The following is a 22,174-nucleotide window of genomic DNA, read 5'->3' as shown; positions in this document are numbered from 1 at the left end:
ATTACCAAGTACCCGATGACCGTCCAGGGCGCTCGCGCCCTGGAAGAGGAGCACCTGTTCCTGAGCAAGACCGAGCGCCCGCGCCTGAGCCAGGCCATCGGTGAAGCGCGTGAGCTGGGCGACCTCAAGGAAAACGCCGAATACCATGCCGCCCGTGAGGAGCAGGGCATGGTCGAGGCGCGTATCCGTGATATCGAGGGCCGTCTGCAGAACTCGGTAGTGATCGACGTGACCACTATCCCTCACACCGGCAAGGTGATTTTCGGTACCACCGTGGTACTGGCCAACACCGAAACCGATGAAGAGGTGACCTACCAGATCGTCGGCGAGGATGAAGCCGACGTGAAACAGGGCAAGCTCTCGAGCGGTGCGCCGATTGCCCGTGCCATCATCGGCAAGGAAGAAGGTGATACTGTCGTCGTCAAGACGCCTAGCGGCACGGTCGAGTACGAGATTGTCGAAGTCAAGCACATCTGACCGGCGCCTGCGGGCGCCATCCCTCGAGGGGATCCTCTGGCAGCTCGCCCAGGTTTTCTGGGTGGGTGGCCTGTGGGTGTTTCACGTGGGGTTGGTGCCTGCGCTCAAGGTCAGTGGCCTGGCGCCGCTGCTGGTGCAGGACATTGCCGGGCAGATCGACCGCTGGTTGATCGGCGTGGCGTTGCTTGGCTTGTTGACCCAGCTGGCGGTGCTGGCGAGGGTAGACGGCCTGGCGGCCTGGTGGCGGCAGTTCCGCGGCCAGATGCTGTTGCTCGGCTTCGGTGCCTGTGTGGGGTATTACACCTTGCGCTACGGTATTTCCGTTGGCGAGCGCTGGCAGATGTTCTGCTTCCTGGTGCTGGGCTTTTCCGGCATCGTGCTGGTGGCCCAGCCGGTCCCGGTCAGGGCGCGTTCACCGCGCCACTGATCGGAGCTACCGTTACTTGTAACGGTGGATGTTGGACAGCTGCTTGTTCGGCTGTGGGTTCTTGCGGTAGATCAGGGCTTTCTTGCCAATGGTCTGCACCAGCTCGGCACGGCCGGCCTTGCACAGTTCTGCAATGGTTTCGGCACGCTCTTCGCGGTCTTCCGAGCGAATCTCGACCTTGATCAGTTCGTGGTCGACCAGCGCGCGCTCCAGTTCAGCGATGACGCCTTCATTCAAACCGTTGCCAGCAACGATCAGGACCGGCTTCAGGTCATGACCAATGGACTTGTATTGCTTCTTCTGCTCGTTATTGAGCGGCATAATCTGACCCTTTCCGTCTGATTCTGTAAAATTGACCGGCATTTTACCCGAGGGCCACCGGCTCCGCCCAGTCAATCACGACGCATATCATCGAGGTGCCCCGTGGTACAACGTTCCAAAAGCAGCGCCAACTGGCTGCGAGAGCATTTTAACGACCCTTTTGTGAAGCAGGCGCAGAAGGACGGCTACCGTTCGCGTGCGAGCTACAAACTGCTGGAGATCCAGGAGAAGGATCGCCTGATCCGCCCTGGCATGAGTGTAATCGACCTGGGTGCGGCCCCTGGTGGCTGGTCCCAGGTGACCAGTCGTCTGATTGGTGGCCAGGGTCGCCTGATCGCTTCCGACATCCTGGAAATGGACTCGATCGCTGACGTGACCTTCATTCAGGGCGACTTCACCCACGACGACGTGCTGCAGCGCATTCTCGAAGCGGTCGGTGATTCGCACGTAGACCTTGTGATTTCCGACATGGCCCCCAATATGAGTGGTACGCCCGCGGTGGACATACCGCGTGCCATGTTCCTCTGCGAGCTGGCCCTCGATCTGGCGACCCGCGTGCTCAAGCCCGGCGGCGACTTCCTGATCAAGATTTTCCAGGGCGAAGGGTTTGACGTGTACCTCAAGGACGTGCGCAGCAAGTTCGACAAGGTGCAAATGCGCAAGCCATCGTCGTCGCGGGACCGTTCCCGTGAGCAGTACCTGTTGGGCAGGGGCTTCAAAGGGGCATGAAAGGTGTGAAGCGGGGTGTCCGATAGTTAATTCCAATCGGCCACTCCGTCAGGATCGTCCGAACTTCGTGTAGTCTAGCTTTCACAAAGGGTTACAGACGGTGCCTGCGGCTGCGTAGGTAATGTAGTAAGTTAGGGCGATGAATATCATGCGAGGCACGGCTGCGTCGTGCGCCGGCCTCAGAGGGTAGCGAATTGAACGACATGGCAAAGAATCTGATCCTGTGGTTGATCATCGCAGCTGTCCTGGTGACAGTGATGAACAACTTCTCCAGCCCTAACGAGCCGCAGACCCTCAACTACTCCGACTTCATCCAGCAGGTCAAGGATGGCAAGGTCGAGCGTGTGACCGTCGACGGCTACATCATTACCGGCAAGCGCGCCGACGGCGACAATTTCAAGACCGTGCGCCCGGCCATTACCGACAATGGCCTGATCGGTGACCTGGTCGACAACCATGTCGTTGTCGAAGGCAAGCAGCCTGAGCAGCAGAGCATCTGGACGCAGCTGTTGGTGGCGAGCTTCCCGATCCTGGTGATCATCGCCGTGTTCATGTTCTTCATGCGTCAGATGCAAGGCGGCGCAGGCGGCAAGGGTGGGCCGATGAGCTTTGGCAAGAGCAAGGCGCGCCTGTTGTCCGAAGACCAGGTCAAGACCACGCTGGCCGACGTGGCCGGCTGCGACGAAGCCAAGGAAGAGGTTGGCGAGCTGGTCGAGTTCCTGCGTGACCCGGGCAAGTTCCAGCGCCTGGGTGGCCGCATCCCGCGCGGCGTGCTGATGGTTGGCCCGCCCGGTACCGGTAAGACTCTGCTGGCCAAGGCCATTGCCGGCGAAGCGAAAGTGCCGTTCTTCACCATTTCCGGTTCGGACTTCGTGGAAATGTTCGTCGGTGTCGGTGCCAGCCGTGTGCGCGACATGTTCGAACAGGCCAAGAAGCACGCGCCGTGCATCATCTTCATCGACGAGATCGACGCCGTTGGTCGCCACCGTGGCGCCGGCATGGGCGGCGGTCACGACGAGCGTGAGCAAACCCTCAACCAGTTGCTGGTGGAGATGGACGGCTTCGAAATGAACGATGGCATCATCGTCATCGCTGCCACCAACCGCCCGGACGTACTCGACCCGGCGCTGCTGCGTCCTGGCCGCTTCGACCGCCAGGTGGTGGTCGGCCTGCCAGACATCCGTGGTCGCGAACAGATTCTCAAGGTACACATGCGCAAAGTGCCCGTTGGCGAAAACGTCAACCCGGCAGTCATCGCCCGTGGCACCCCTGGCTTCTCCGGTGCCGACCTGGCCAACCTGGTCAACGAGGCTTCGCTGTTTGCCGCGCGTTCCAACAAGCGCCTGGTCGAAATGAAAGAGTTCGAGCTGGCCAAGGACAAGATCATGATGGGCGCCGAGCGCAAGACCATGGTCATGTCCGAGAAGGAAAAGCGCAACACCGCCTATCACGAGGCCGGCCACGCCATTGTCGGTCGCCTGGTCCCTGAGCACGACCCGGTCTACAAGGTATCGATCATCCCGCGTGGCCGCGCCTTGGGTGTGACCATGTTCCTGCCGGAAGAGGACCGCTACAGCCTGTCCAAGCGTGCGCTGATCAGCCAGATCTGTTCGCTGTACGGTGGCCGTATCGCCGAAGAGATGACCTTGGGCTTCGATGGCGTGACGACTGGCGCGTCCAACGACATCATGCGTGCCAGCCAGATCGCACGTAACATGGTCACCAAGTGGGGCCTGTCCGAGAAGCTCGGCCCGCTGATGTATGCAGAAGAAGAGGGCGAGGTGTTCCTCGGCCGCAGTGCCGGCAGCCAGCACGCCAGTGTGTCCGGTGAGACCGCCAAGCTGATCGACTCCGAGGTGCGCAGTATCATCGATCAGTGCTATGCCACTGCCAAGCAACTGCTGATCGACAATCGCGACAAGCTCGAAGCGATGACCGAAGCGCTGATGAAGTATGAGACCATCGATGCCGATCAGATTGACGACATCATGGCCGGGCGTACGCCACGCGAACCGCGTGATTGGGACGATGACAAGGATTCGGGCACGCCTGCGGCCCAGAATGATCGCCCGGAATCGCCGATCGGCGGCCCAGCAGCTCAACACTAAGGGCATCTATGAGCTCAGTGCAGTACCCGACCCGGTTGCCTTGCGGCAACCGGGTTCTTGATTTGTCGCGTACCCATGTCATGGGTATTCTCAATATCACCCCCGATTCCTTCTCCGATGGCGGTCGCTTCAGTCGGCGCGACGAAGCCCTGCGCCATGCCGAAGCGATGGCTGCCGCCGGCGCCACGCTGATCGACATCGGTGGCGAGTCCACCCGGCCAGGCGCACGCGCAGTCTCGGTGACCGAAGAGCTGGAGCGTGTGGCACCGATGGTCGAGGCGATCAATAGCCGCCTCGACGTGGTCATTTCGGTTGATACCTCCACACCTGCCGTCATCCGTGAGTCGGCGCGCCTCGGCGCCGGCCTGATCAATGACGTGCGGGCCCTGGAACGCGATGGCGCCTTGGATGCCGCCGCCGATACCGGACTGCCGGTGTGCCTCATGCACATGCGGGGTGAGCCCGGTAACATGCAGGATGACCCGCAGTACGACGATGTGACCGCCGACGTTGCGCGTTATCTTGAGCAGCGTATGGCCGCCTGTGCGGCGGCGGGCATCGATGCAAACAGAATCATTCTTGACCCGGGCTTTGGTTTCGCCAAGACGCTGGCGCACAACCTGAGCCTGTTCAAGCACATGGAAGCGCTCTATCGCCTTGGGCGCCCACTGTTGGTGGGTGTTTCACGAAAGAGCATGATCGGCCTGACGCTGGAACGTCCGGTCGGCGAGCGCTTGTACGGCAGCCTTGCGCTGGCGGCGTTGGCCATGACCAAGGGGGCGAGCATACTTCGTGTCCATGATGTGGCCGAAACTGTCGATGTAGTGCGCATGATTGCTGCGGTGCAAAACGCCGAATAAGAACATTGGAGTCCCTATGAGCAGAAAATACTTTGGTACCGACGGCATTCGTGGCCGCGTCGGCGAATACCCGATCACGCCTGACTTCATGCTGAAGCTTGGCTGGGCGGCCGGCATGGCCTTCCGCAAGCAAGGCCATTGCCGGGTGCTGGTGGGCAAGGACACGCGTATCTCCGGCTACATGTTCGAGTCTGCGCTCGAAGCCGGTCTGGCCGCGGCAGGTGCCGACGTGATGCTGCTGGGGCCAATGCCTACGCCGGCCATCGCCTACCTGACGCGTACCTTCCATGCCCAGGCGGGTATTGTCATCAGTGCCTCGCACAACCCGCACGAAGACAACGGCATCAAGTTTTTCTCGGGGCAGGGCACCAAGCTGCCGGACGAAGTCGAGCTGATGATCGAGGAGTTGCTCGACCAGCCGATGACGGTTGTCGATTCGAGCAAGCTGGGCAAGGTTTCGCGCATCAACGATGCCGCCGGCCGCTACATCGAGTTCTGCAAGAGCAGCGTGCCGAGCAGCACTAGCTTCGACGGCCTCAAGCTGGTGGTCGATTGCGCCCACGGTGCCACCTACAAGGTCGCGCCAAGCGTATTCCGTGAGCTGGGTGCTGACGTGAGCGTGCTGCATGCGCAGCCAGACGGCCTGAACATCAACGAAGGCTGCGGCTCGACCCATATCGAATCGCTGCAGGCTGCCGTGCTGGTGGGTCATGCCGACCTGGGCATTGCCTTCGACGGCGACGGCGACCGCGTACTGATGGTCGACCATACCGGCGCCATCGTCGACGGTGACGAGCTGCTGTTCATCATTGCCCGCGACCTGCACGATCGGGGCAAGCTGCAAGGCGGGGTGGTCGGCACGTTGATGAGCAACCTGGGCCTGGAGCTTGCACTCAAGGACCTGGAAATCCCGTTCGTGCGGGCCAAGGTCGGCGACCGTTACGTCATGGCCGAACTGCTGGAGCGTGAGTGGCTGGTCGGTGGCGAAAACTCCGGCCACGTCGTGTGCTGCAACCACACCACAACCGGTGATGCGATCATTGCCGCGTTGCAGGTGCTGATGGCACTCAAACGCCGTGGCGAAACCCTGGCCCAGGCCCGTCAGGCCCTGCGCAAGTGCCCGCAAGTGCTGATCAATGTGCGCTTCGGCGCCAGCAAGGTCGACCCGCTGGAGCATCCGGCCGTGAAGGAGGCCAGCGCCAAGGTCACCGAAGCACTGGCCGGTCGCGGTCGCGTGTTGTTGCGCAAGTCCGGTACCGAGCCGTTGGTGCGGGTGATGGTCGAGGGCGAAGACGAAACCCAGGTACGTGGCCATGCGGAAGCGCTGGCCAAACTGGTCGGCGAAGTTTGTGTCTGATGGCGCTTGCCAGCGCAGATCTGGTTGGGTAAGATCTGCGCCCACTTTGACCGACGAGGTAAAGCATGCGTCGCCCTATGGTAGCTGGTAACTGGAAGATGCACGGTACCCGCGCTAGCGTCGCTGAGCTGACCGAAGGCTTGAGCAATCTCGCCTTGCCGAGCGGAGTGGAAGTCGCGGTATTTCCACCGGCCCTGTTCATCAATCAAGTGATCGATGGCTTGGCAGGAAAAGAAATAACTGTCGGCGCACAGAATTCTGCTGTACAACCCGAACAGGGTGCGCTGACCGGGGAAGTTGCTCCCGAGCAGCTGGTCGAGGCAGGTTGCAAGTTGGTGTTGATTGGTCACTCGGAGCGTCGCCAGATCATTGGTGAAACTGACGAAGTGCTCAATCGCAAGTTTGCAGCGGCCCAGGCCAAAGGTTTGAAGCCAGTGCTTTGCATAGGGGAAACCCTTGAGGAGCGCGAGGCCGGCAAAACGCTCGAAGTTGTCGGGCGTCAACTAAGCAGTATCATCGAAGCATTCGGTGTTAAGGCTTTTGCCAATGCAGTAATTGCCTATGAGCCTGTATGGGCCATCGGCACTGGCCTTACGGCCACGCCACAGCAGGCCCAGGATGTGCACGCCGCCATCCGCGGCCAGCTGGCGGCAGAAGATGCTGAAGTGGCTGCGAAGGTGCAGTTGCTCTACGGCGGCAGCGTGAAGGCGGCCAATGCGGCCGAACTGTTCGGCATGCCGGATATCGATGGGGGTCTCATTGGTGGGGCTTCCCTGAACGCAGACGAATTCGGTGCAATTTGTCGCGCCGCAGGAAACTGAACAAATGCTGGAAACAGTCATCGTTGTTTTTCATCTGTTGGCAGCGCTGTCGCTTGTAGTGCTGGTTCTGTTGCAACAGGGTAAAGGTGCTGAAGCAGGTGCATCTTTCGGCGCGGGTGCTTCAAACACCGTGTTCGGGAGCCAAGGCTCTGCAACGTTCCTAAGTAAATTAACTGCTGTACTCGCTGCCACTTTCTTTTTGACAGCACTTGGGTTAGGATACTTCGCGAAGCAACAAGCTCACCAGCTTAGCCAAGCAGGTCTTCCAGATCCAGCCGTGCTAGAAGTGAAAGAGCCGCAAAAACCGGCAGTTAATGATGATGTACCGGTGCTCCAGCAGCAGAAGAGCGAAACCACCACTAACACTGGTGATGTACCTCCTCCCGCACAAGAGCAGAAGTAACGGGTTTCAAGTAGTAGTATTGCCGAGGTGGTGGAATTGGTAGACACGCAACCTTGAGGTGGTTGTGCCCATAGGGTGTAGGGGTTCGAGTCCCCTTCTCGGTACCAATTAAAGCTTGAGAGCCCGCTTTAGCGGGCTTTCTTGCAGGTGAAGGTTCGGATTTGACCCTCGACAGGGTTCGGTCTTATACTTTTGCCCCAGCTTTGTCGCGGGGTGGAGCAGCTTGGTAGCTCGTCGGGCTCATAACCCGAAGGTCGTTGGTTCAAATCCAGCCCCCGCAACCAGCTTCAGCGGAGCCCCTTTTCAGGGGCTTTTTGCTAACCGAACAGTTTTCGGCGTCGTTGTCCAACGGCGCTTTCAGGGATGGGCGCTTCGCCCATTTTTTATTTGCACAGCATGCACGAGGGGGTTCAGGTGTCGAGCAAGCTAGAACAGTTGCAGGCCTTGTTGGCCCCGGTTGTCGAGGGTCTGGGCTATCAGTGCTGGGGGATCGAATACGTTTCCCAGGGTAAGCATTCGGTACTGCGCATCTACATCGACAAGGAAGGCGGCATTCTGGTGGAAGACTGCGAAGCGGTCAGCCGTCAGGCCAGCGCAATCCTCGATGTGGAAGATCCAATCAGCAGTGAGTACACCCTCGAGGTGTCTTCTCCAGGCATGGATCGCCCACTGTTCACTCTGGAACAGTTTGCCTCGCATGCCGGCGAACAAGTGAAGATCAAGCTGCGCTCACCCTTCGAGGGTCGTCGTAACTTCCAGGGCCTTCTCCGCGGTGTGGAGGAGCAGGATGTGGTGGTCCAGGTGGACAACCAGGAGTTCCTGTTGCCGATCGACTCGATCGACAAGGCCAATATTATTCCCAGTTTTGACTGAGACGTGCCGGGCCCGGCGGACTATCCGGGCCCAATGGCTTGCGCAAGGCGAGGCGTACGATGAGCAAAGAAGTACTGCTGGTTGTTGAATCGGTATCCAACGAAAAAGGTGTACCGCCCGGCGTCATTTTCGAAGCGCTGGAAGTGGCCCTGGCCACTGCAACCAAAAAACGTTTTGAAGACGAAGTCGACCTGCGTGTGGAAATCAATCGCCACACCGGTAGCTATGAGACTTTCCGTCGCTGGACCGTGGTCGACGAAGCCGATCTTGATGATCCGGCGATCGAAACCTGGCTGGACAAGATCAAGGACACCCATCCTGAAGCCAAAATCGGTGACGTGATCGAGGAAAAGATCGAGTCCATCGAGTTCGGTCGTATCGCCGCCCAGACCGCCAAGCAGGTCATCGTGCAGAAGGTCCGTGAGGCCGAGCGTGCCCAGGTGGTCGATGCCTACCGCGAGCGCGTGGGCGAGATCATCTCCGGTACCGTTAAAAAGGTTACCCGCGACAACGTCATCGTTGACCTGGGCAACAATGCCGAGGCCCTGCTGGCCCGGGAAGACATCATTGCGCGCGAAACCTTCCGCGTTGGCGTGCGCCTGCGTGCGCTGCTCAAGGAAATTCGTACTGAAAACCGTGGCCCACAGCTGATCCTGTCGCGCACCGCGCCGCAGATGCTGATCGAGCTTTTCCGCATTGAAGTGCCGGAAATTGCCGAGGGCCTGATCGAAGTCATGGCTGCTTCCCGTGATCCGGGTTCGCGAGCCAAGATCGCCGTCCGCTCCAAGGACAAGCGTATCGACCCGCAAGGTGCCTGCATCGGCATGCGTGGTTCGCGCGTCCAGGCCGTATCCGGGGAGCTGGGTGGTGAGCGTGTGGATATCGTCCTGTGGGACGATAACCCGGCGCAGTTCGTCATCAATGCCATGTCGCCGGCCGAAGTCGCGGCGATCATCGTTGATGAAGATGCCCATGCCATGGACATCGCCGTCGCCGAGGACAACCTGGCCCAGGCCATTGGCCGTGGCGGTCAGAACGTTCGCCTGGCCAGTCAGCTGACCGGCTGGACCCTGAACGTGATGACCGAGAAGGACATCCAGGCCAAGCAACAGGCCGAAACCGGTGACATCCTGCGCAATTTCATCGACGAACTGGAAGTCGACGAAGAACTGGCCCAAGTGCTGGTCGACGAAGGCTTCACCAGCCTCGAAGAAATTGCCTACGTACCGTTGGAAGAAATGCTCAACATCGATGGCTTTGACGAAGATATCGTCAATGAGCTCCGCGCTCGAGCCAAGGACCGTTTGTTGACCAAGGCCATCGCTACCGAAGAAAAACTGGCAGACGCCCACCCGGCCGAAGACCTGCTCTCCCTCGAGGGCATGGACAAGGACCTGGCGGCTGAACTGGCGGTGCGCGGCGTGGTTAACCGCGAAGACCTGGCCGAGCAGTCGATCGACGATCTGCTCGACATCGACGGCATCGACGAAGAGCGTGCCGGCAAGTTGATCATGGCCGCCCGAGCCCACTGGTTCGAGTAATTAGGCGCGGCCTGAGGAGAGAAGTGCATGACGCAAGTCACGGTGAAAGAACTGGCCCAAGAGGTCGAGGCACCGGTAGAGCGCCTGCTGCAGCAGATGCGTGAGGCAGGTCTGCCGCACACCGACGCCGGTCAGGTAGTGACCGACAATGAGAAGCAGACCCTGCTGACTCATTTGAAAAGCAGCCACAAGAGCAAGGCGGAAGAGCCGCGCAAGATTACCTTGCAGCGCAAAACCACCAGCACCCTGCGTGTCGCCGGTAGCAAGAGCATCAGCGTAGAAGTACGCAAGAAGAAAGTTTTCGTGCAGCGCAGCCCGGAAGAAATCCAGGCTGAGCAGAAGCGTGAGCTGGAAGAGCGCCGCGCGGCTGAAAATGCCGCTCGCGACAAGGTCGAGGCCGAAGTTCGCCAGCGCAATGAAGAGCAGGCTCGCCGTCAGGCAGCCGACGCCGCTGCCGCAGCCCCTGCGCCTGCCGCCAAGCCAGAGCCGGCTCCTGCCGCTGCCCCGGCCCCGGTAGTCGCCGACGCCCCGGCCTCCGAAGACGCCGCAGCCCGCGCTGCCGAGCGCAAGAAGGACGAGACCCGTCGCAACGAAAGCCGTACCCGCGATGACGACCGTCGTCGTGGCGAGGCGCCTCGTGTGTCGATCAAGGTCAAGGTCAAGGAGAAGGAAAAGGCGCCGACTCCACGTGCCGCTCCACGTACCACCGACGAAGAGAGCGATGGCGCTCGTCGTGGCCGTGGTGGCAAGAGCAAGCTGAAAAAGCGTAATCAGCACGGCTTCCAGAACCCGACTGGCCCCGTCATCCGTGACGTGACCATCGGCGAGACCATCACAGTCTCCGAACTGGCCAACCAGATGTCCGTCAAGGGCGCCGAAGTGGTCAAGTTCATGTTCAAGATGGGCACTCCGGTCACCATCAACCAGGTGCTTGACCAGGAAACCGCTCAGCTGATCGCAGAAGAGCTGGGCCACAAGGTCACCCTGGTCAGCGATACCGCCCTGGAAGACTCCCTGGCCGAATCGCTGAAGTTCGAAGGCCAGACCGAGTCGCGTGCACCGGTGGTTACCGTCATGGGTCACGTTGACCATGGCAAGACCTCGCTGCTCGACTACATCCGTCGTGCCAAGGTTGCCGCTGGCGAAGCCGGTGGTATCACCCAGCACATCGGTGCCTACCACGTGGAAACCGACCGCGGCATGGTCACCTTCCTCGACACCCCAGGCCACGCTGCGTTCACCCAGATGCGTGCCCGTGGTGCCAAGGCGACCGACATCGTCATCCTGGTGGTGGCGGCGGACGACGGCGTGATGCCACAAACCCGCGAGGCCGTTCAGCATGCCAAGGCAGCTGGCGTTCCGCTGGTGGTTGCAGTGAACAAGATCGACAAGCCAGGTGCTGACCTCGATCGCATCCGTAACGAGCTGGCCGTCGAAGGCGTTACCTCCGAGGACTGGGGTGGTGACACGCCGTTCGTCAAGGTTTCGGCGAAGATGGGTACCGGTGTCGACGAACTGCTCGAAGCCGTCCTGCTGCAGGCCGAGATCCTCGAACTGACCGCTACCCCGACCGCTCCAGGTCGTGGCGTGGTCGTCGAATCGCGCCTGGACAAGGGCCGTGGCCCGGTGGCGACCATTCTGGTTCAGGACGGTACCCTGCGTCAGGGCGACATGGTCCTGTGCGGCTCCAACTATGGCCGCGTGCGTGCCATGCTCGACGAGAACGGCAAGCCTGTGAAGGAAGCCGGCCCGTCGATCCCGGTCGAAATCCTCGGCCTGGACGGTACCCCGGAAGCCGGTGACGAGCTGTCCGTGGTTGCCGACGAGAAGAAAGCCCGTGAAGTTGCCCTGTTCCGTCAAGGCAAGTACCGCGAGGTCAAGCTGGCCCGTGCTCACGCCGGCAAGCTGGAAAACATCTTCGAGACCATGGGTCAGGAAGAGAAGAAAACCCTCAACATCGTGCTCAAGACCGATGTGCGTGGTTCTCTGGAAGCGCTGCAGGGCTCGCTCGGCGGCCTGGGCAACGACGAAGTGCAGGTGCGCGTGATTGGTGGTGGCGTCGGTGGTATCACCGAGAGCGACGCCAACCTGGCGCTGGCTTCGAATGCAGTACTGTTCGGCTTCAACGTGCGTGCCGATGCCGGTGCGCGCAAGATCGTCGAGCAGGAAGGTCTGGATATGCGTTACTACAACGTGATCTACGACATCATCGAAGACGTCAAGAAAGCCCTGACCGGCATGCTCGGCAGCGATGTTCGCGAGAACATCCTGGGTGTCGCCGAAGTGCGTGACGTGTTCCGTTCGCCGAAGTTCGGCGCCATCGCTGGCTGTATGGTCATCGAGGGTACCGTGTACCGCAACCGTCCGATCCGCGTACTGCGCGACGACGTTGTGATCTTCGAAGGCGAGCTGGAATCGCTACGTCGCTTCAAGGACGACGCATCCGAAGTGCGTTCGGGCATGGAGTGCGGTATTGGCGTCAAGAGCTACAACGACGTCAAGGTCGGCGACAAGATCGAAGTCTTCGAGAAAGTCCAGGTGGCTCGTACCCTTTAAGGGCGAGCGAGCCGCAAGCGCCCGCTACAGGGCGGCTTGCGGTACCTCTTCAGGTAGCGCCCGGTCAGGCATTGGTCTGTCCGGGCGTTTGCCGCTTTAAGTTACAGGTAGCAAGAATGGCCAAAGAATATAGCCGTACCCAACGTATTGGCGATCAGATGCAGCGTGAGCTGGCCGAGCTGATCCGTCGCGAAGTCAAGGACCCACGCGTCGGTCTGGTGACCATCACCGCCGTGGACGTCAGCCGTGACCTGGGCCATGCCAAGGTGTTCATCACCGTCATGGGCGAGGAAACCCCGGACGCTGTGCAGCAGTCGCTCAAGGCATTGAACAGCGCTGCCAGCTTCCTGCGTTTGCACCTGGGGCGCTCGATGCAACTGCGCAGCGTGCCGCAGTTGCACTTCCACTTCGATGAAAGTGTCAGCCGTGGTGTGCACCTGTCGGCGCTGATCGAGCGTGCAGTGGCCGAAGACCGCCTGCACAAGGATGCCGACGAGTCGGACACCAAGGAGTAAGCGGTGGCCCAGGTCAAACGTATCCGCCGCAATGTCAGCGGCATCATCCTGCTCGACAAGCCGCTGGGCTTCACGTCCAATGCCGCGCTGCAAAAGGTACGCTGGCTGCTGAACGCGGAAAAGGCTGGCCATACCGGTAGCCTCGACCCGCTGGCAACCGGCGTGCTGCCGTTGTGCTTCGGTGAAGCCACCAAGTTTTCGCAGTACTTGCTCGATTCCGACAAGGGCTACGAAACCGTCATGCAGATGGGGCAGACTACCAACACCGGCGATGCCGAAGGTGAAGTGCTGAAGACCCGCGACGTGACCGTTGGTCGCGCCGACATCGAGGCGCTGCTGCCACGTTTTCGTGGCCAGATCAGCCAGATACCGCCAATGTACTCGGCGCTCAAGCGTGACGGCCAGCCGCTGTACAAACTGGCGCGTGCAGGAGAGGTAGTGGAGCGCGAGGCGCGTTCTGTTACTATTAACCGCTTGGAGTTGCTCGAGTGCGAAGGCACCCGTGCACGGTTGAGCGTAGGATGCAGCAAAGGCACCTATATCCGCACCCTGGTGGAGGATATCGGCGAGGCCCTTGGCTGCGGCGCCTATGTCGCCGAGCTGCGCAGGACCCAGGCCGGGCCTTTCGCGCTGGCACAAACGGTCACCCTCGAGGAACTCGAACAGGCCCATGCCGACGGTGGCAACGAAGCGCTCGACCGCTTCCTGATGCCTTCGGACAGCGGCTTGCAGGACTGGCCAATGGTCAGCCTGTCGGAACACAGCGCGTTCTACTGGCTGCATGGGCAGGCGGTACGCGCACCGGACGCGCCACAATTTGGCATGGTCCGGGTACAGGATCATAATGCGCGCTTCATCGGTATCGGTGAAGTGAGCGAAGACGGGCGCATTGCGCCACGTCGGCTGATTCGGTCGGAATGACCGAAACCGCGGGGCTTGGCGTTGCCGGGCGTCACGGAATCAAGGGTGGCTGTCAGTAGGCACGGTCACACCTTTTTTATTAATACAGGGATTTGTCCCTGGCCTATTGGACCCCGCATGCGGGATCCGTTATCAGGAGAAGCCAAATGGCCCTCAGCGTTGAAGAAAAAGCTCAAATCGTTACCGACTTCCAGCAAGCCGCTGGCGACACTGGTAGCCCGGAAGTTCAGGTTGCTCTGCTGACCGCGAACATCAACAAGCTGCAAGGCCACTTCAAGGCCAACGGTAAAGACCACCACTCGCGTCGTGGCCTGATCCGTATGGTTAACCAGCGTCGTAAGCTGCTGGACTACCTGAAGGGCAAAGACACCACTCGTTACAGCGCCCTGATCGGTCGCCTGGGCCTGCGTCGCTAATAGCGGCCTGGTCAGTGGTGTGCATGGCGTGTCTCATGCATTGGCAACGCTGCCTGGCAGTGTTGTCTTTGAGCATGCCATGCGTATCTCCGAGGTTGGCAGCCTGGTGAAGTCGAGCGGTTTTCCGCTCTTCAGCCAGGCTCCCAACCTCGTGTTGTATCTGGACGGTCAATGGGGCCGATTCCCCGTTCTGCCCAAGAATTCGCAAGAAACCAGTTCCCCCAAGAGCCACTGAAAAAGGTAGGAAACCGTGAACCCGGTAATCAAGACTTTCCAGTTCGGTCAATCGACCGTTACTCTCGAAACGGGCCGTATTGCCCGTCAGGCAACCGGCGCCGTGCTGGTTACCGTCGACAACGATGTCACCGTGCTGGTGACCGTGGTAGGCGCCAAACAGGCTGATCCAGGCAAGGGCTTCTTCCCGCTGTCGGTTCACTACCAGGAAAAGACCTACGCCGCCGGCAAGATCCCGGGTGGCTTCTTCAAGCGTGAAGGCCGTCCTTCCGAGAAAGAGACGCTGACCTCGCGCCTGATCGACCGTCCGATCCGTCCGCTGTTCCCGGAAGGTTTCATGAACGAAGTGCAGGTCGTCTGCACCGTGGTTTCCACCAGCAAGAAGACCGACCCGGACATCGCGGCGATGATCGGTACCTCGGCTGCCTTGGCCATTTCCGGCATTCCGTTCGAAGGCCCGATCGGCGCCGCGCGCGTTGCCTTCCACGAGAGCACCGGCTACCTGCTGAACCCGACCTACGAGCAACTGGCTGCCTCGAGCCTCGACATGGTCGTCGCCGGTACCTCCGATGCCGTACTGATGGTTGAATCGGAAGCTCAAGAGCTGACCGAAGACCAGATGCTGGGCGCCGTACTGTTCGCCCACGACGAATTCCAGGCTGTTATCCAGGCTGTCAAAGAGCTGGCTGCCGAAGCTGGCAAGCCGACCTGGGACTGGAAACCTGCCGTTGCCAACACCGAGCTGTTCAACGCCATCCGCGCCGAGTTCGGCGAAGCGGTTTCGCAGGGCTACACCATCACCGTCAAGGCCGACCGCTATGCGCGCCTGGGCGAGCTGCGCGATCAGGCGGTCGCCAAGTTCTCCGGTGAAGAAGGCCAGCCTTCGGCCTCCGAAGTCAAAGAAATCTTCGGCGAAATCGAATACCGCACCGTTCGCGAAAACATCGTCAACGGCAAGCCACGTATCGACGGTCGCGACACCAAGACCGTTCGCCCGCTGAACATCGAAGTCGGCGTGCTGCCGAAGACCCACGGTTCGGCGCTGTTCACCCGTGGCGAAACCCAGGCCCTGGTCGTTGCGACCCTGGGTACTGCCCGTGACGCCCAGCTGCTGGACACCCTCGAAGGCGAGAAGAAAGACCCCTTCATGCTGCACTACAACTTCCCACCGTTCTCGGTAGGCGAGTGTGGCCGCATGGGCGGTGCTGGCCGTCGCGAAATCGGCCACGGCCGTCTGGCCCGTCGTTCGGTTCAGGCCATGCTGCCTGCCGCCGACGTGTTCCCGTACACCATCCGCGTGGTTTCGGAAATCACCGAATCCAACGGCTCCAGCTCCATGGCTTCGGTCTGCGGTGCTTCCCTGGCCCTGATGGACGCCGGTGTGCCGATGAAGGCACCGGTTGCCGGTATCGCCATGGGCCTGGTCAAGGAAGGCGAGAAGTTCGCGGTCCTGACCGACATCCTGGGTGACGAAGACCACCTGGGCGACATGGACTTCAAGGTAGCCGGTACCGCCAAAGGCGTCACCGCGCTGCAGATGGACATCAAGATCAACGGCATCACCGAAGAAATCATGGAAATCGCCCTGGGCCAGGCCCTGGAAGCGCGCCTGAACATCCTCGGCCAGATGAACCAGATCATTGGCCAGTCGCGTACCGAACTGTCGGCCAACGCCCCGACCATGATCGCGATGAAGATCGACACCGACAAGATCCGTGACGTCATCGGCAAAGGCGGCGCCACCATTCGCGCCATCTGCGAAGAGACCAAGGCTTCGATCGACATCGAAGACGACGGCTCGATCAAGATCTTCGGCGAAACCAAGGAAGCGGCAGAAGCTGCCAAGCAGCGCATCCTGGGCATCACCGCCGAGGCCGAGATCGGCAAGATCTACGTCGGCAAGGTCGAGCGCATCGTCGACTTCGGCGCCTTCGTCAACATCCTGCCTGGCAAGGATGGCCTGGTGCACATCTCCATGCTGAGCGATGCTCGCGTCGAGAAAGTGACCGACATCCTCAAAGAAGGCCAGGAAGTCGAAGTGCTGGTACTGGACGTGGACAACCGCGGCCGTATCAAGCTGTCGATCAAGGACGTTGCCGCGGCCAAGGCCTCGGGCGTGTAAGCGACTTTGACGCTACGAAAAAGGGCCCTTCGGGGCCCTTTTTTCATGGGTGGCGGGAACCTTTTGCGGACTTGCATCTTGCATGCAGGTTTACCGCGCTGATTGCAAAATGCACGAATGCTGAAATGGCGGATTTTGGTTAACTTATTGATTTATAAGGTTTTAATTTAATGAGTAAAGCTGGCACAGCACATGCAACTACCTTCATACCTGACGCCAGGACATACGGCGCAGACCTTTCGAAAAACAGGAGTGACCCACATGAAGAAGTTCGCCATTGCTGCCGCTACTGCTACCGCTCTGACCCTGACCATGGCTAACGCGGCATTCGCCCAACAGTCCACCCAGGCCCCGATGACGCTGGCGGCCGGTGAGGTGACCAAAGCCAAGGAAGCTACCTCTGATACCTGGATCACCACCAAGGTCAAAGCTGACCTGATGACCGAGAAAGGCGTGCCTGGCAGCGATATCAAAGTGGAGACCAATAAAGGCGTCGTGTCGCTGTCGTCCGATGTGGCCATTACCGATGCACAGAAAGAGATGGCAGTCGCCATCGCCAAGAAGATCAAAGGCGTTCAGGCCGTTTCGGCTGATGGCCTGAAGTCCGAGTAAGGGATGTCCCGTCGGCCAAACGGATTTGGCCACCCCTATCGAAGCCCCGGCCTATGCCGGGGCTTTGCTTTTGTGCTCAGTAAACCGGGTTACGGGCGATCACATCGCTTTCGAAGCATTCCTGTTCGGCAATCAGCGGCTCCACCAGTGGCCGGCTGTCGCGAAAGTGCGCGGTTTGGGTATGGGCGTCATACGCCGCATCGTCGCGGTAGATTTCGTAGAGGTAGATCACCTCTGGATCGGTCCGGTCCTGGGTTACATCGAACACCAGGCAGCCTGGCTCGCTGGCGACGGAAGCCGCCGCATTGACTTTGATCGCGCTCAGGAAAGCGTCGGCGCAGCCGGGCTTTACCCGGGTCTTGATGAACAGGCTATACACAAAGCGCTCCTTTTGTTTTAAATTCAATTATGAATTGTATACAAAAATGGAGCCTCGCCAATGTCCGAATTGCCTGCACGCCCTGGCCGCCTAAATGGCCTGCGCCACATCGCCTTGCTGGTACCCAACCTGGAAGAGTGTGAGCGCTTCTATGTCGATGTGCTGGGGATGGAAGTGCTGAACCGCGCCAATGAAGATTTGGTGTATCTCACGTGCGGTAACGACAACCTGTCGCTGGGGCGTGGGGCAGGGGCGGCCAACGGGCTGCAGACCCTGGACCATTACGGGTTCATCGTGGACAGCGTGGAGGAGCTGGAGGCCTGGTACCAGTACTTCAAGGCCCACGGTGTGACCTTGCTCGACCGGCCTTTCAACCATGGTGATGGCGCGCGCAGCTTCCACCTGCTGGACCCGGCTGGGAACAAGGTACAGCCGCTGTATCACCCGGCTGTGTCGGGGCAGCGGTTGGTCTAGGCAGGCAACCCTATTCCATTGTAGGAGCAGCGTTGTGCTGCGAAGAGGCCGGAACAGGGAGCGACAAATGCTACCAGCTCCGGCCTCTTCGCAGCTCAAGGCTGCTCCTACAGGGTCAAGCGTCAGGCTGAGGGATCACTCGGCATCCAGGTGCATCGGTGTTACCACTCGGCCATCGCTTTCAGGCTGCCCCAGGCTGGTGTCGATGAAATACACCCGGTCATCTTCCAGCTTGCCCTTGTCCACCAGGTAGTCCTTGATGCTGCTGGCCCGCTCCTGGCCCAGTGTACGCAGCAAGGCGGTACTCTCGGCCCAGGACTTGATCACCGCCTCGCGCAGCTTGGCGGTACGCTCGTCACGGCCCAGTTGCTCCCATTCGGCAGGCGGCTGCTGCTTCAGGCGGGTGCGGTAGATGCCCTCGAGCATCGCCGGCTTGTCGCTATCGTCGACCACCAGCATCGAGGCATTGGCCGGCACCTTGTCACCACGGCGCTGCAGGATCTTGTACCAGGTGGCCTGGTACTCGCGCTCCAGGCGCTGTTGGGCGATCAGCGGGCCATCGCTGGCCTGGGCGCTGGTGCCTTCGATTTCCAGGCGCAGTTCCGGGCGCTCTTTCAGCGCGGATGCCAGTTTGTCCAGGGACGACTGGGCATCGCCGCTGAGTTCGCTGGAGCCCGGGGCGAACGCCACGTTGCCGAGGTCCTCCGCGCCGCCGCCGCTAATCAGCCCGCCAATGAACTTGAATGGCGCCTGCGCCGCACGCAGTACCAGGTTGCGCAGGGTTTGCCAGACAATCGGCATCACACTGAATTGCGGGTTGTTGAGGTCGCCAGTCACCGGCAGTTCGATCGAAATCTTGCCCTCGGTATCCTTCAGCAATGCCACCGCCAGGCGGATCGGCAGGTCGACCGCGTCTGGGCTGTCGACTTTCTCGCCCAACTGCAACTGCTCCACCACTACCTTGTTTTCGGCCTTGAGCTGGCCGTTGGTGATCAGGTAGTGCAGGTCGAGGTTGAGCCGGCCCTTGCGGATGCGGAAACCGGCGAACTTGCCGGAGTACGGCGTCAGCGTGGTCAGTTCGACGCGCTTGAAGCTGGTGGCGATGTCCAGGCTGGCCAATGGGTTGAACGGGTTGAGTGCGCCTTTGATGGTAACGGGCGCGTAGCGGTCGACCTTGCCCTTGACGTCAACTTTGGCCGGCTGTGGCTTGCGGTTGTCGATGGTGCCGATCTGGCCGTTGAGCTGCTGGATAGCTGTGGCGAAGTTGGGCGTGAGCGACAGGTCAGCGAAGTTGGCCGAGCCGTCCTTGATGTCGATCTGGCCGATGTGGATGCCCAGCGGTTTGCTGCTGTTGGCCGAGGCCGGCTTGGCCTGGCTGCTGGCCGGGGCACCGGCCGGTTGCGGGATCAGCAGGTCATTGACGTTGGTGGTGCGGTCTTCGTTGATGATGAAGCGCGCATAGGGCTGCAGCAGGGTCACCTTGTCGATCGACAGTGCATCACCATGCACGTAGGACAGGCCGTCGACGTTCACCTGCTGCCATTTGACGAAGTCGCGGCTCTTGATGGTGTCGAGGGTATGCAATTGGCTGACCTGCGCCTTGCCAGCGACATTGAAGGCCAGCGGTGCGGTGTTCTTCAGGTCGACCTTGAGGTCGCTGGAGAGCATGCCGCTGCGCAGTTCCAGCAGGATGAACGGGCTGATGTAGGCCTGGGCCACGCGCAGGTCGATGTCGCGGGTGCTCACGTCCAGCTTGGCCCATATCGGCGCCAGGTTGACCTGGCCAGCCGCCTGCAGCTTGCCTTGCTTGCCTACGCCGGTATCGAGCTTGAGCGTGAAGGGTGACTGGTTGAGGCTGTCGAAACCTTGCAGGTCGGCGTTGAGCGGGCCAATGTCCAAGGCCACCGGTTCTTTCTGGCTGCGGTCCGCCAGGTGCACCAGGTAGTTGCGCAGTTGTACGTCCTTGAGCAGCACCTGCCAAGGCTTGCTCGGCTCCTTGGCGGCGTTCTCTTCAGGCGTAGGCTCGGCGGCGGCAGGTTCGGCCTTTTCCTTCGGCGTGGCCTTGGCGGGTTGGCTGGCGAACAGTTTCTGCCAGTCGAGCTGGCCGTCTTTTTCCAGCGCCGCCCAGGTTTCCAGTTTTTCGCTGCGGATCTTGCCCACGGTGACCAGTTGCTTGACCAGATCGACCGACGTTTCGCTCACCTCCAGGCTGGCCAGGCGCGCCAGTGGGCGGCCATCCGGTGCCTTGATGGCGAACGGCGCGATGCGCACGGAGGCGTTGTCCAGCAGCAGTTCGGTTTGTTTGGCGAGGTTGAGCTTGTAATGGGTGTCAAGGCTGAATACGCCGTCTTCCAGCACCAGCGGCACGGCATCGCGTACATACGGCCAGAACGCCTTCATCTTGCCTTCGGTGACCTTCAGCGTGCCTTCGGAGGCGATCGGCGCCAGGCTGAGGGTACCTTTCCAGTCGATACGCCCGCCGTTGGGGCCGATGGCCACCAGGGACATGTCGGCATTGTCGTTGGGCAGGGTGCTGAGGTTTTTCAGCTCCAGGTTCATGTTGTCGTAGAGGAACTCGATTGGCTCGCTGGGGCGCTGGTCCTCGAAGTGCAGGTAGCCGTCGACCAGCTTGATGCTGCCAATACGCAACGGGAACGGGTCGCTGGGCGGCTCGTCAGGTTTGGCTTCGCTGGCGGGCAGCTTGAACAACCCGGTCAGGTTGAGGGTACCGTCCTTGGCGAACAGCACTTCGTTGCGTGGTTTGTCGAGTTCGACCGCTTCCAGGTGCAGGGCTTTGCTCCACAGGCTGTCGAGCGAGAGGTTGGCATACAACCGCTCGAACGCGACCTGCTCCTTGCCTGGCTCGCCGATCTGCAAGCCCCACAACGTCAGTTCGAGGCTGAAGGGGTTGAGTTCGATCCGTTCGAGGTGGGCCGGCACGGTCGCATACTGGGCCAATTGCTGATTGGCGATGCGCAGCGCGACACCGGGAAGAATGAGAAAGCCAAGCAGGCTGTAGAGGGCTACCAGGGCCACGATTGCGCCGGCGGCGCGAGTCAATCCTTTGTACATGTGTCGCTTCGTCTGTCTAAGCAGGAGTGCTTGGAGTATGGCACGTTAAATCAGTTCCGCAGGGGCGACCAATTGACCTCACTCAATGCCCATGCGCCGCTTGGCCCGGTGTGCCGAGCCGTCGCGCATCGCCCAGCGCAGTACCGGCGCGGTGCGTTGCAGGCCCAGGCGGATCAGGCGCTGCTGCAAGGGGCCGTGCCGCAGGCCGAGCATGGCCTGCGCCCAGCCCGGCAGCAGGTCGATACCGGCATGCAGCATCAGCTTGCCCACCGGCTGAGCCAGGCGGCTGGGGGCTGGGGCGTCGAGCAGGATCCGCATCACCTCATGGCTGCGCGCATCGCAGTGTAGTTGCGGGCGCATGCGTTGCAGGTAATCTTCGACCTGCTGGCACGAACGCGGCACGTCACGGGCGCCAAGGCGCTCGGCGATCAGGGCGATTTCGTTGTAATAGGCGTCCTGCTCGGTGCGCGGCAGCTGTGGGTTGCGGTAACGCAGGTGGGCGGCGAGGAAGCTGCTGACCTCCGCCACATGCACCCAGGTCAGCAGGTCGGGGTCGCTGGCCGCATAGGGGCGGCCGTCCGGCGCGGTGCCGGTAACCTGCAGGTGAATGGTGCGCACCTTGTCGATCAGCCATTCGGCGTCGCCCGTGGCGCCGAATGTGGTGCCGGAAATGAATTGGCTGGTGCGGCGCAGGCGGCCGAGCAGGTCTTCGCGGAAATTGGAGTGGTCCCACACGCCGGCCAGGGCCAACGGATGCAGCAACTGCAGCATGAGCGCGCTGATGCCGCCGACCAGCATGCTCGGGAAGTCGCCATGCACCCGCCAGCTGATGCTGTGCGGGCCGAACAGGCCAGGGTCGCCCTTGGGCGATTCCAGGTCGAGCTGGCCGAGGGCCAGCCCGGTGAGGCTCATGACCTGGGTTTCGATACGGCGGCGAAGGGCTTCCATGGCGACCT

Annotated in this window: 21 protein-coding genes and 2 tRNA genes; 19 read left to right on the top strand and 4 right to left on the bottom strand. The window is 60.9% G+C overall.

The window, feature by feature from the left end:
- Together greA and ACNFBR_RS00255 are read left to right on the top strand one after the other, a co-directional pair.
- Window positions 1-477, top strand: coding sequence for a transcription elongation factor GreA (gene greA, locus ACNFBR_RS00260; RefSeq protein ID WP_024717413.1), 477 nt, complete (start codon window positions 1-3; stop codon window positions 475-477).
- Window positions 455-904, top strand: coding sequence for a hypothetical protein (locus tag ACNFBR_RS00255; protein ID WP_012053750.1), 450 nt, complete (start codon window positions 455-457; stop codon window positions 902-904). Before greA ends, ACNFBR_RS00255 begins: the two co-directional genes overlap by 23 nt.
- A 12-nt stretch (window positions 905-916) precedes the next feature.
- Here ACNFBR_RS00255 and yhbY read toward each other — a convergent pair whose 3' ends face one another.
- A complete protein-coding gene (gene yhbY / locus ACNFBR_RS00250) occupies window positions 917-1,225 on the bottom strand; it encodes a ribosome assembly RNA-binding protein YhbY (protein ID WP_003249945.1) in 309 nt (102 codons plus the stop codon).
- Window positions 1,226-1,327: 102 nt separating this feature from the next.
- On the opposite strand from yhbY, the gene rlmE reads away from it, so the two are divergent.
- The 16 genes from rlmE to ACNFBR_RS00170 all read left to right on the top strand — a co-directional run bounded on the left by rlmE (window position 1,328) and on the right by ACNFBR_RS00170 (window position 17,293).
- A complete protein-coding gene (rlmE, locus tag ACNFBR_RS00245; protein ID WP_416733202.1) occupies window positions 1,328-1,954 on the top strand; it encodes a 23S rRNA (uridine(2552)-2'-O)-methyltransferase RlmE in 627 nt (208 codons plus the stop codon).
- 203 nt (window positions 1,955-2,157) lie between these two features.
- Window positions 2,158-4,062, top strand: coding sequence for an ATP-dependent zinc metalloprotease FtsH (ftsH, locus tag ACNFBR_RS00240; protein WP_110639662.1), 1,905 nt, complete (start codon window positions 2,158-2,160; stop codon window positions 4,060-4,062).
- An 8-nt stretch (window positions 4,063-4,070) separates the two neighbouring features.
- Entirely contained in the window at window positions 4,071-4,922 is an 852-nt protein-coding gene (folP, locus tag ACNFBR_RS00235) for a dihydropteroate synthase (protein ID WP_416733201.1), read from the top strand.
- 16 nt (window positions 4,923-4,938) lie between these two features.
- Window positions 4,939-6,279 (top strand): phosphoglucosamine mutase, encoded by a 1,341-nt coding sequence (glmM, locus tag ACNFBR_RS00230; RefSeq protein WP_416733200.1) that lies wholly within the window; start codon window positions 4,939-4,941, stop codon window positions 6,277-6,279.
- A 65-nt stretch (window positions 6,280-6,344) separates the two neighbouring features.
- Window positions 6,345-7,100 (top strand): triose-phosphate isomerase, encoded by a 756-nt coding sequence (tpiA, locus tag ACNFBR_RS00225; RefSeq protein WP_086977100.1) that lies wholly within the window; start codon window positions 6,345-6,347, stop codon window positions 7,098-7,100.
- 4 nt (window positions 7,101-7,104) lie between these two features.
- Window positions 7,105-7,503, top strand: a complete 399-nt coding sequence (gene secG / locus ACNFBR_RS00220) for a preprotein translocase subunit SecG (RefSeq protein ID WP_170032748.1) — start codon at window positions 7,105-7,107, stop codon at window positions 7,501-7,503.
- Between the two features lie 21 nt (window positions 7,504-7,524).
- A tRNA-Leu gene (locus ACNFBR_RS00215) sits at window positions 7,525-7,610 on the top strand.
- Window positions 7,611-7,710: 100 nt separating this feature from the next.
- A tRNA-Met gene (locus tag ACNFBR_RS00210) sits at window positions 7,711-7,787 on the top strand.
- A gap of 130 nt (window positions 7,788-7,917) precedes the next feature.
- Window positions 7,918-8,376 (top strand): ribosome maturation factor RimP, encoded by a 459-nt coding sequence (rimP, locus tag ACNFBR_RS00205; protein ID WP_012274245.1) that lies wholly within the window; start codon window positions 7,918-7,920, stop codon window positions 8,374-8,376.
- A gap of 59 nt (window positions 8,377-8,435) precedes the next feature.
- A complete protein-coding gene (gene nusA, locus ACNFBR_RS00200; protein WP_023533184.1) occupies window positions 8,436-9,917 on the top strand; it encodes a transcription termination factor NusA in 1,482 nt (493 codons plus the stop codon).
- Window positions 9,918-9,944: 27 nt separating this feature from the next.
- Complete coding sequence (gene infB / locus ACNFBR_RS00195; RefSeq protein ID WP_416733199.1) at window positions 9,945-12,473, top strand: translation initiation factor IF-2; 2,529 nt, start codon at window positions 9,945-9,947, stop codon at window positions 12,471-12,473.
- A gap of 116 nt (window positions 12,474-12,589) precedes the next feature.
- Window positions 12,590-12,988, top strand: a complete 399-nt coding sequence (gene rbfA, locus ACNFBR_RS00190) for a 30S ribosome-binding factor RbfA (RefSeq protein ID WP_003249967.1) — start codon at window positions 12,590-12,592, stop codon at window positions 12,986-12,988.
- 3 nt (window positions 12,989-12,991) lie between these two features.
- Complete coding sequence (gene truB, locus ACNFBR_RS00185) at window positions 12,992-13,909, top strand: tRNA pseudouridine(55) synthase TruB (RefSeq protein WP_416733198.1); 918 nt, start codon at window positions 12,992-12,994, stop codon at window positions 13,907-13,909.
- Between the two features lie 146 nt (window positions 13,910-14,055).
- The gene (gene rpsO / locus ACNFBR_RS00180) at window positions 14,056-14,325 is read left to right on the top strand and encodes a 30S ribosomal protein S15 (protein WP_012274241.1); all 270 of its coding nucleotides are present in this window, start codon (window positions 14,056-14,058) and stop codon (window positions 14,323-14,325) included.
- 250 nt (window positions 14,326-14,575) lie between these two features.
- The gene (gene pnp, locus ACNFBR_RS00175) at window positions 14,576-16,681 is read left to right on the top strand and encodes a polyribonucleotide nucleotidyltransferase (RefSeq protein WP_416733197.1); all 2,106 of its coding nucleotides are present in this window, start codon (window positions 14,576-14,578) and stop codon (window positions 16,679-16,681) included.
- 261 nt (window positions 16,682-16,942) lie between these two features.
- A complete protein-coding gene (locus ACNFBR_RS00170; RefSeq protein WP_016712080.1) occupies window positions 16,943-17,293 on the top strand; it encodes a BON domain-containing protein in 351 nt (116 codons plus the stop codon).
- 76 nt (window positions 17,294-17,369) lie between these two features.
- Here the strand turns inward: ACNFBR_RS00170 and ACNFBR_RS00165 are convergent, their stop codons facing one another.
- On the bottom strand, window positions 17,370-17,672 hold the full coding sequence (locus ACNFBR_RS00165; protein WP_416733196.1) for a putative quinol monooxygenase: 303 nt from the start codon (window positions 17,670-17,672) through the stop codon (window positions 17,370-17,372).
- Between the two features lie 60 nt (window positions 17,673-17,732).
- On the opposite strand from ACNFBR_RS00165, the gene ACNFBR_RS00160 reads away from it, so the two are divergent.
- A complete protein-coding gene (locus ACNFBR_RS00160; RefSeq protein WP_010955354.1) occupies window positions 17,733-18,146 on the top strand; it encodes a VOC family protein in 414 nt (137 codons plus the stop codon).
- Between the two features lie 135 nt (window positions 18,147-18,281).
- Here the strand turns inward: ACNFBR_RS00160 and ACNFBR_RS00155 are convergent, their stop codons facing one another.
- Window positions 18,282-21,218: a DUF748 domain-containing protein gene (locus ACNFBR_RS00155; RefSeq protein ID WP_416733195.1), complete on the bottom strand. Its 2,937-nt coding sequence runs from the start codon at window positions 21,216-21,218 to the stop codon at window positions 18,282-18,284.
- A gap of 78 nt (window positions 21,219-21,296) precedes the next feature.
- Window positions 21,297-22,166 (bottom strand): oxygenase MpaB family protein, encoded by an 870-nt coding sequence (locus tag ACNFBR_RS00150; RefSeq protein ID WP_416733194.1) that lies wholly within the window; start codon window positions 22,164-22,166, stop codon window positions 21,297-21,299.
- Window positions 22,167-22,174: the final 8 nt, after the last annotated feature.

Source organism: Pseudomonas sp. NY11955 (assembly GCF_048068035.1).
Taxonomy (GTDB): Bacteria; Pseudomonadota; Gammaproteobacteria; order Pseudomonadales; family Pseudomonadaceae; genus Aquipseudomonas.
This window is presented reverse-complemented; position numbering and strand designations above follow the sequence as displayed.

What these genes read in the sequence shown, in the direction of transcription:
- ACNFBR_RS00170 (WP_016712080.1), top strand. Translation starts at nt 16,943, where the DNA reads ATGAAGAAGTTCGCCATTGCTGCCGCTACTGCTACCGCTCTGACCCTG.
- glmM (WP_416733200.1), top strand. Translation starts at nt 4,939, where the DNA reads ATGAGCAGAAAATACTTTGGTACCGACGGCATTCGTGGCCGCGTCGGC.
- ACNFBR_RS00160 (WP_010955354.1), top strand. Translation starts at nt 17,733, where the DNA reads ATGTCCGAATTGCCTGCACGCCCTGGCCGCCTAAATGGCCTGCGCCAC.
- rpsO (WP_012274241.1), top strand. Translation starts at nt 14,056, where the DNA reads ATGGCCCTCAGCGTTGAAGAAAAAGCTCAAATCGTTACCGACTTCCAG.
- folP (WP_416733201.1), top strand. Translation starts at nt 4,071, where the DNA reads ATGAGCTCAGTGCAGTACCCGACCCGGTTGCCTTGCGGCAACCGGGTT.
- tpiA (WP_086977100.1), top strand. Translation starts at nt 6,345, where the DNA reads ATGCGTCGCCCTATGGTAGCTGGTAACTGGAAGATGCACGGTACCCGC.
- rbfA (WP_003249967.1), top strand. Translation starts at nt 12,590, where the DNA reads ATGGCCAAAGAATATAGCCGTACCCAACGTATTGGCGATCAGATGCAG.
- yhbY (WP_003249945.1), bottom strand. Translation starts at nt 1,225, where the DNA reads ATGCCGCTCAATAACGAGCAGAAGAAGCAATACAAGTCCATTGGTCAT.
- ftsH (WP_110639662.1), top strand. Translation starts at nt 2,158, where the DNA reads ATGGCAAAGAATCTGATCCTGTGGTTGATCATCGCAGCTGTCCTGGTG.
- ACNFBR_RS00150 (WP_416733194.1), bottom strand. Translation starts at nt 22,166, where the DNA reads ATGGAAGCCCTTCGCCGCCGTATCGAAACCCAGGTCATGAGCCTCACC.
- nusA (WP_023533184.1), top strand. Translation starts at nt 8,436, where the DNA reads ATGAGCAAAGAAGTACTGCTGGTTGTTGAATCGGTATCCAACGAAAAA.
- ACNFBR_RS00155 (WP_416733195.1), bottom strand. Translation starts at nt 21,218, where the DNA reads ATGTACAAAGGATTGACTCGCGCCGCCGGCGCAATCGTGGCCCTGGTA.
- secG (WP_170032748.1), top strand. Translation starts at nt 7,105, where the DNA reads ATGCTGGAAACAGTCATCGTTGTTTTTCATCTGTTGGCAGCGCTGTCG.
- infB (WP_416733199.1), top strand. Translation starts at nt 9,945, where the DNA reads ATGACGCAAGTCACGGTGAAAGAACTGGCCCAAGAGGTCGAGGCACCG.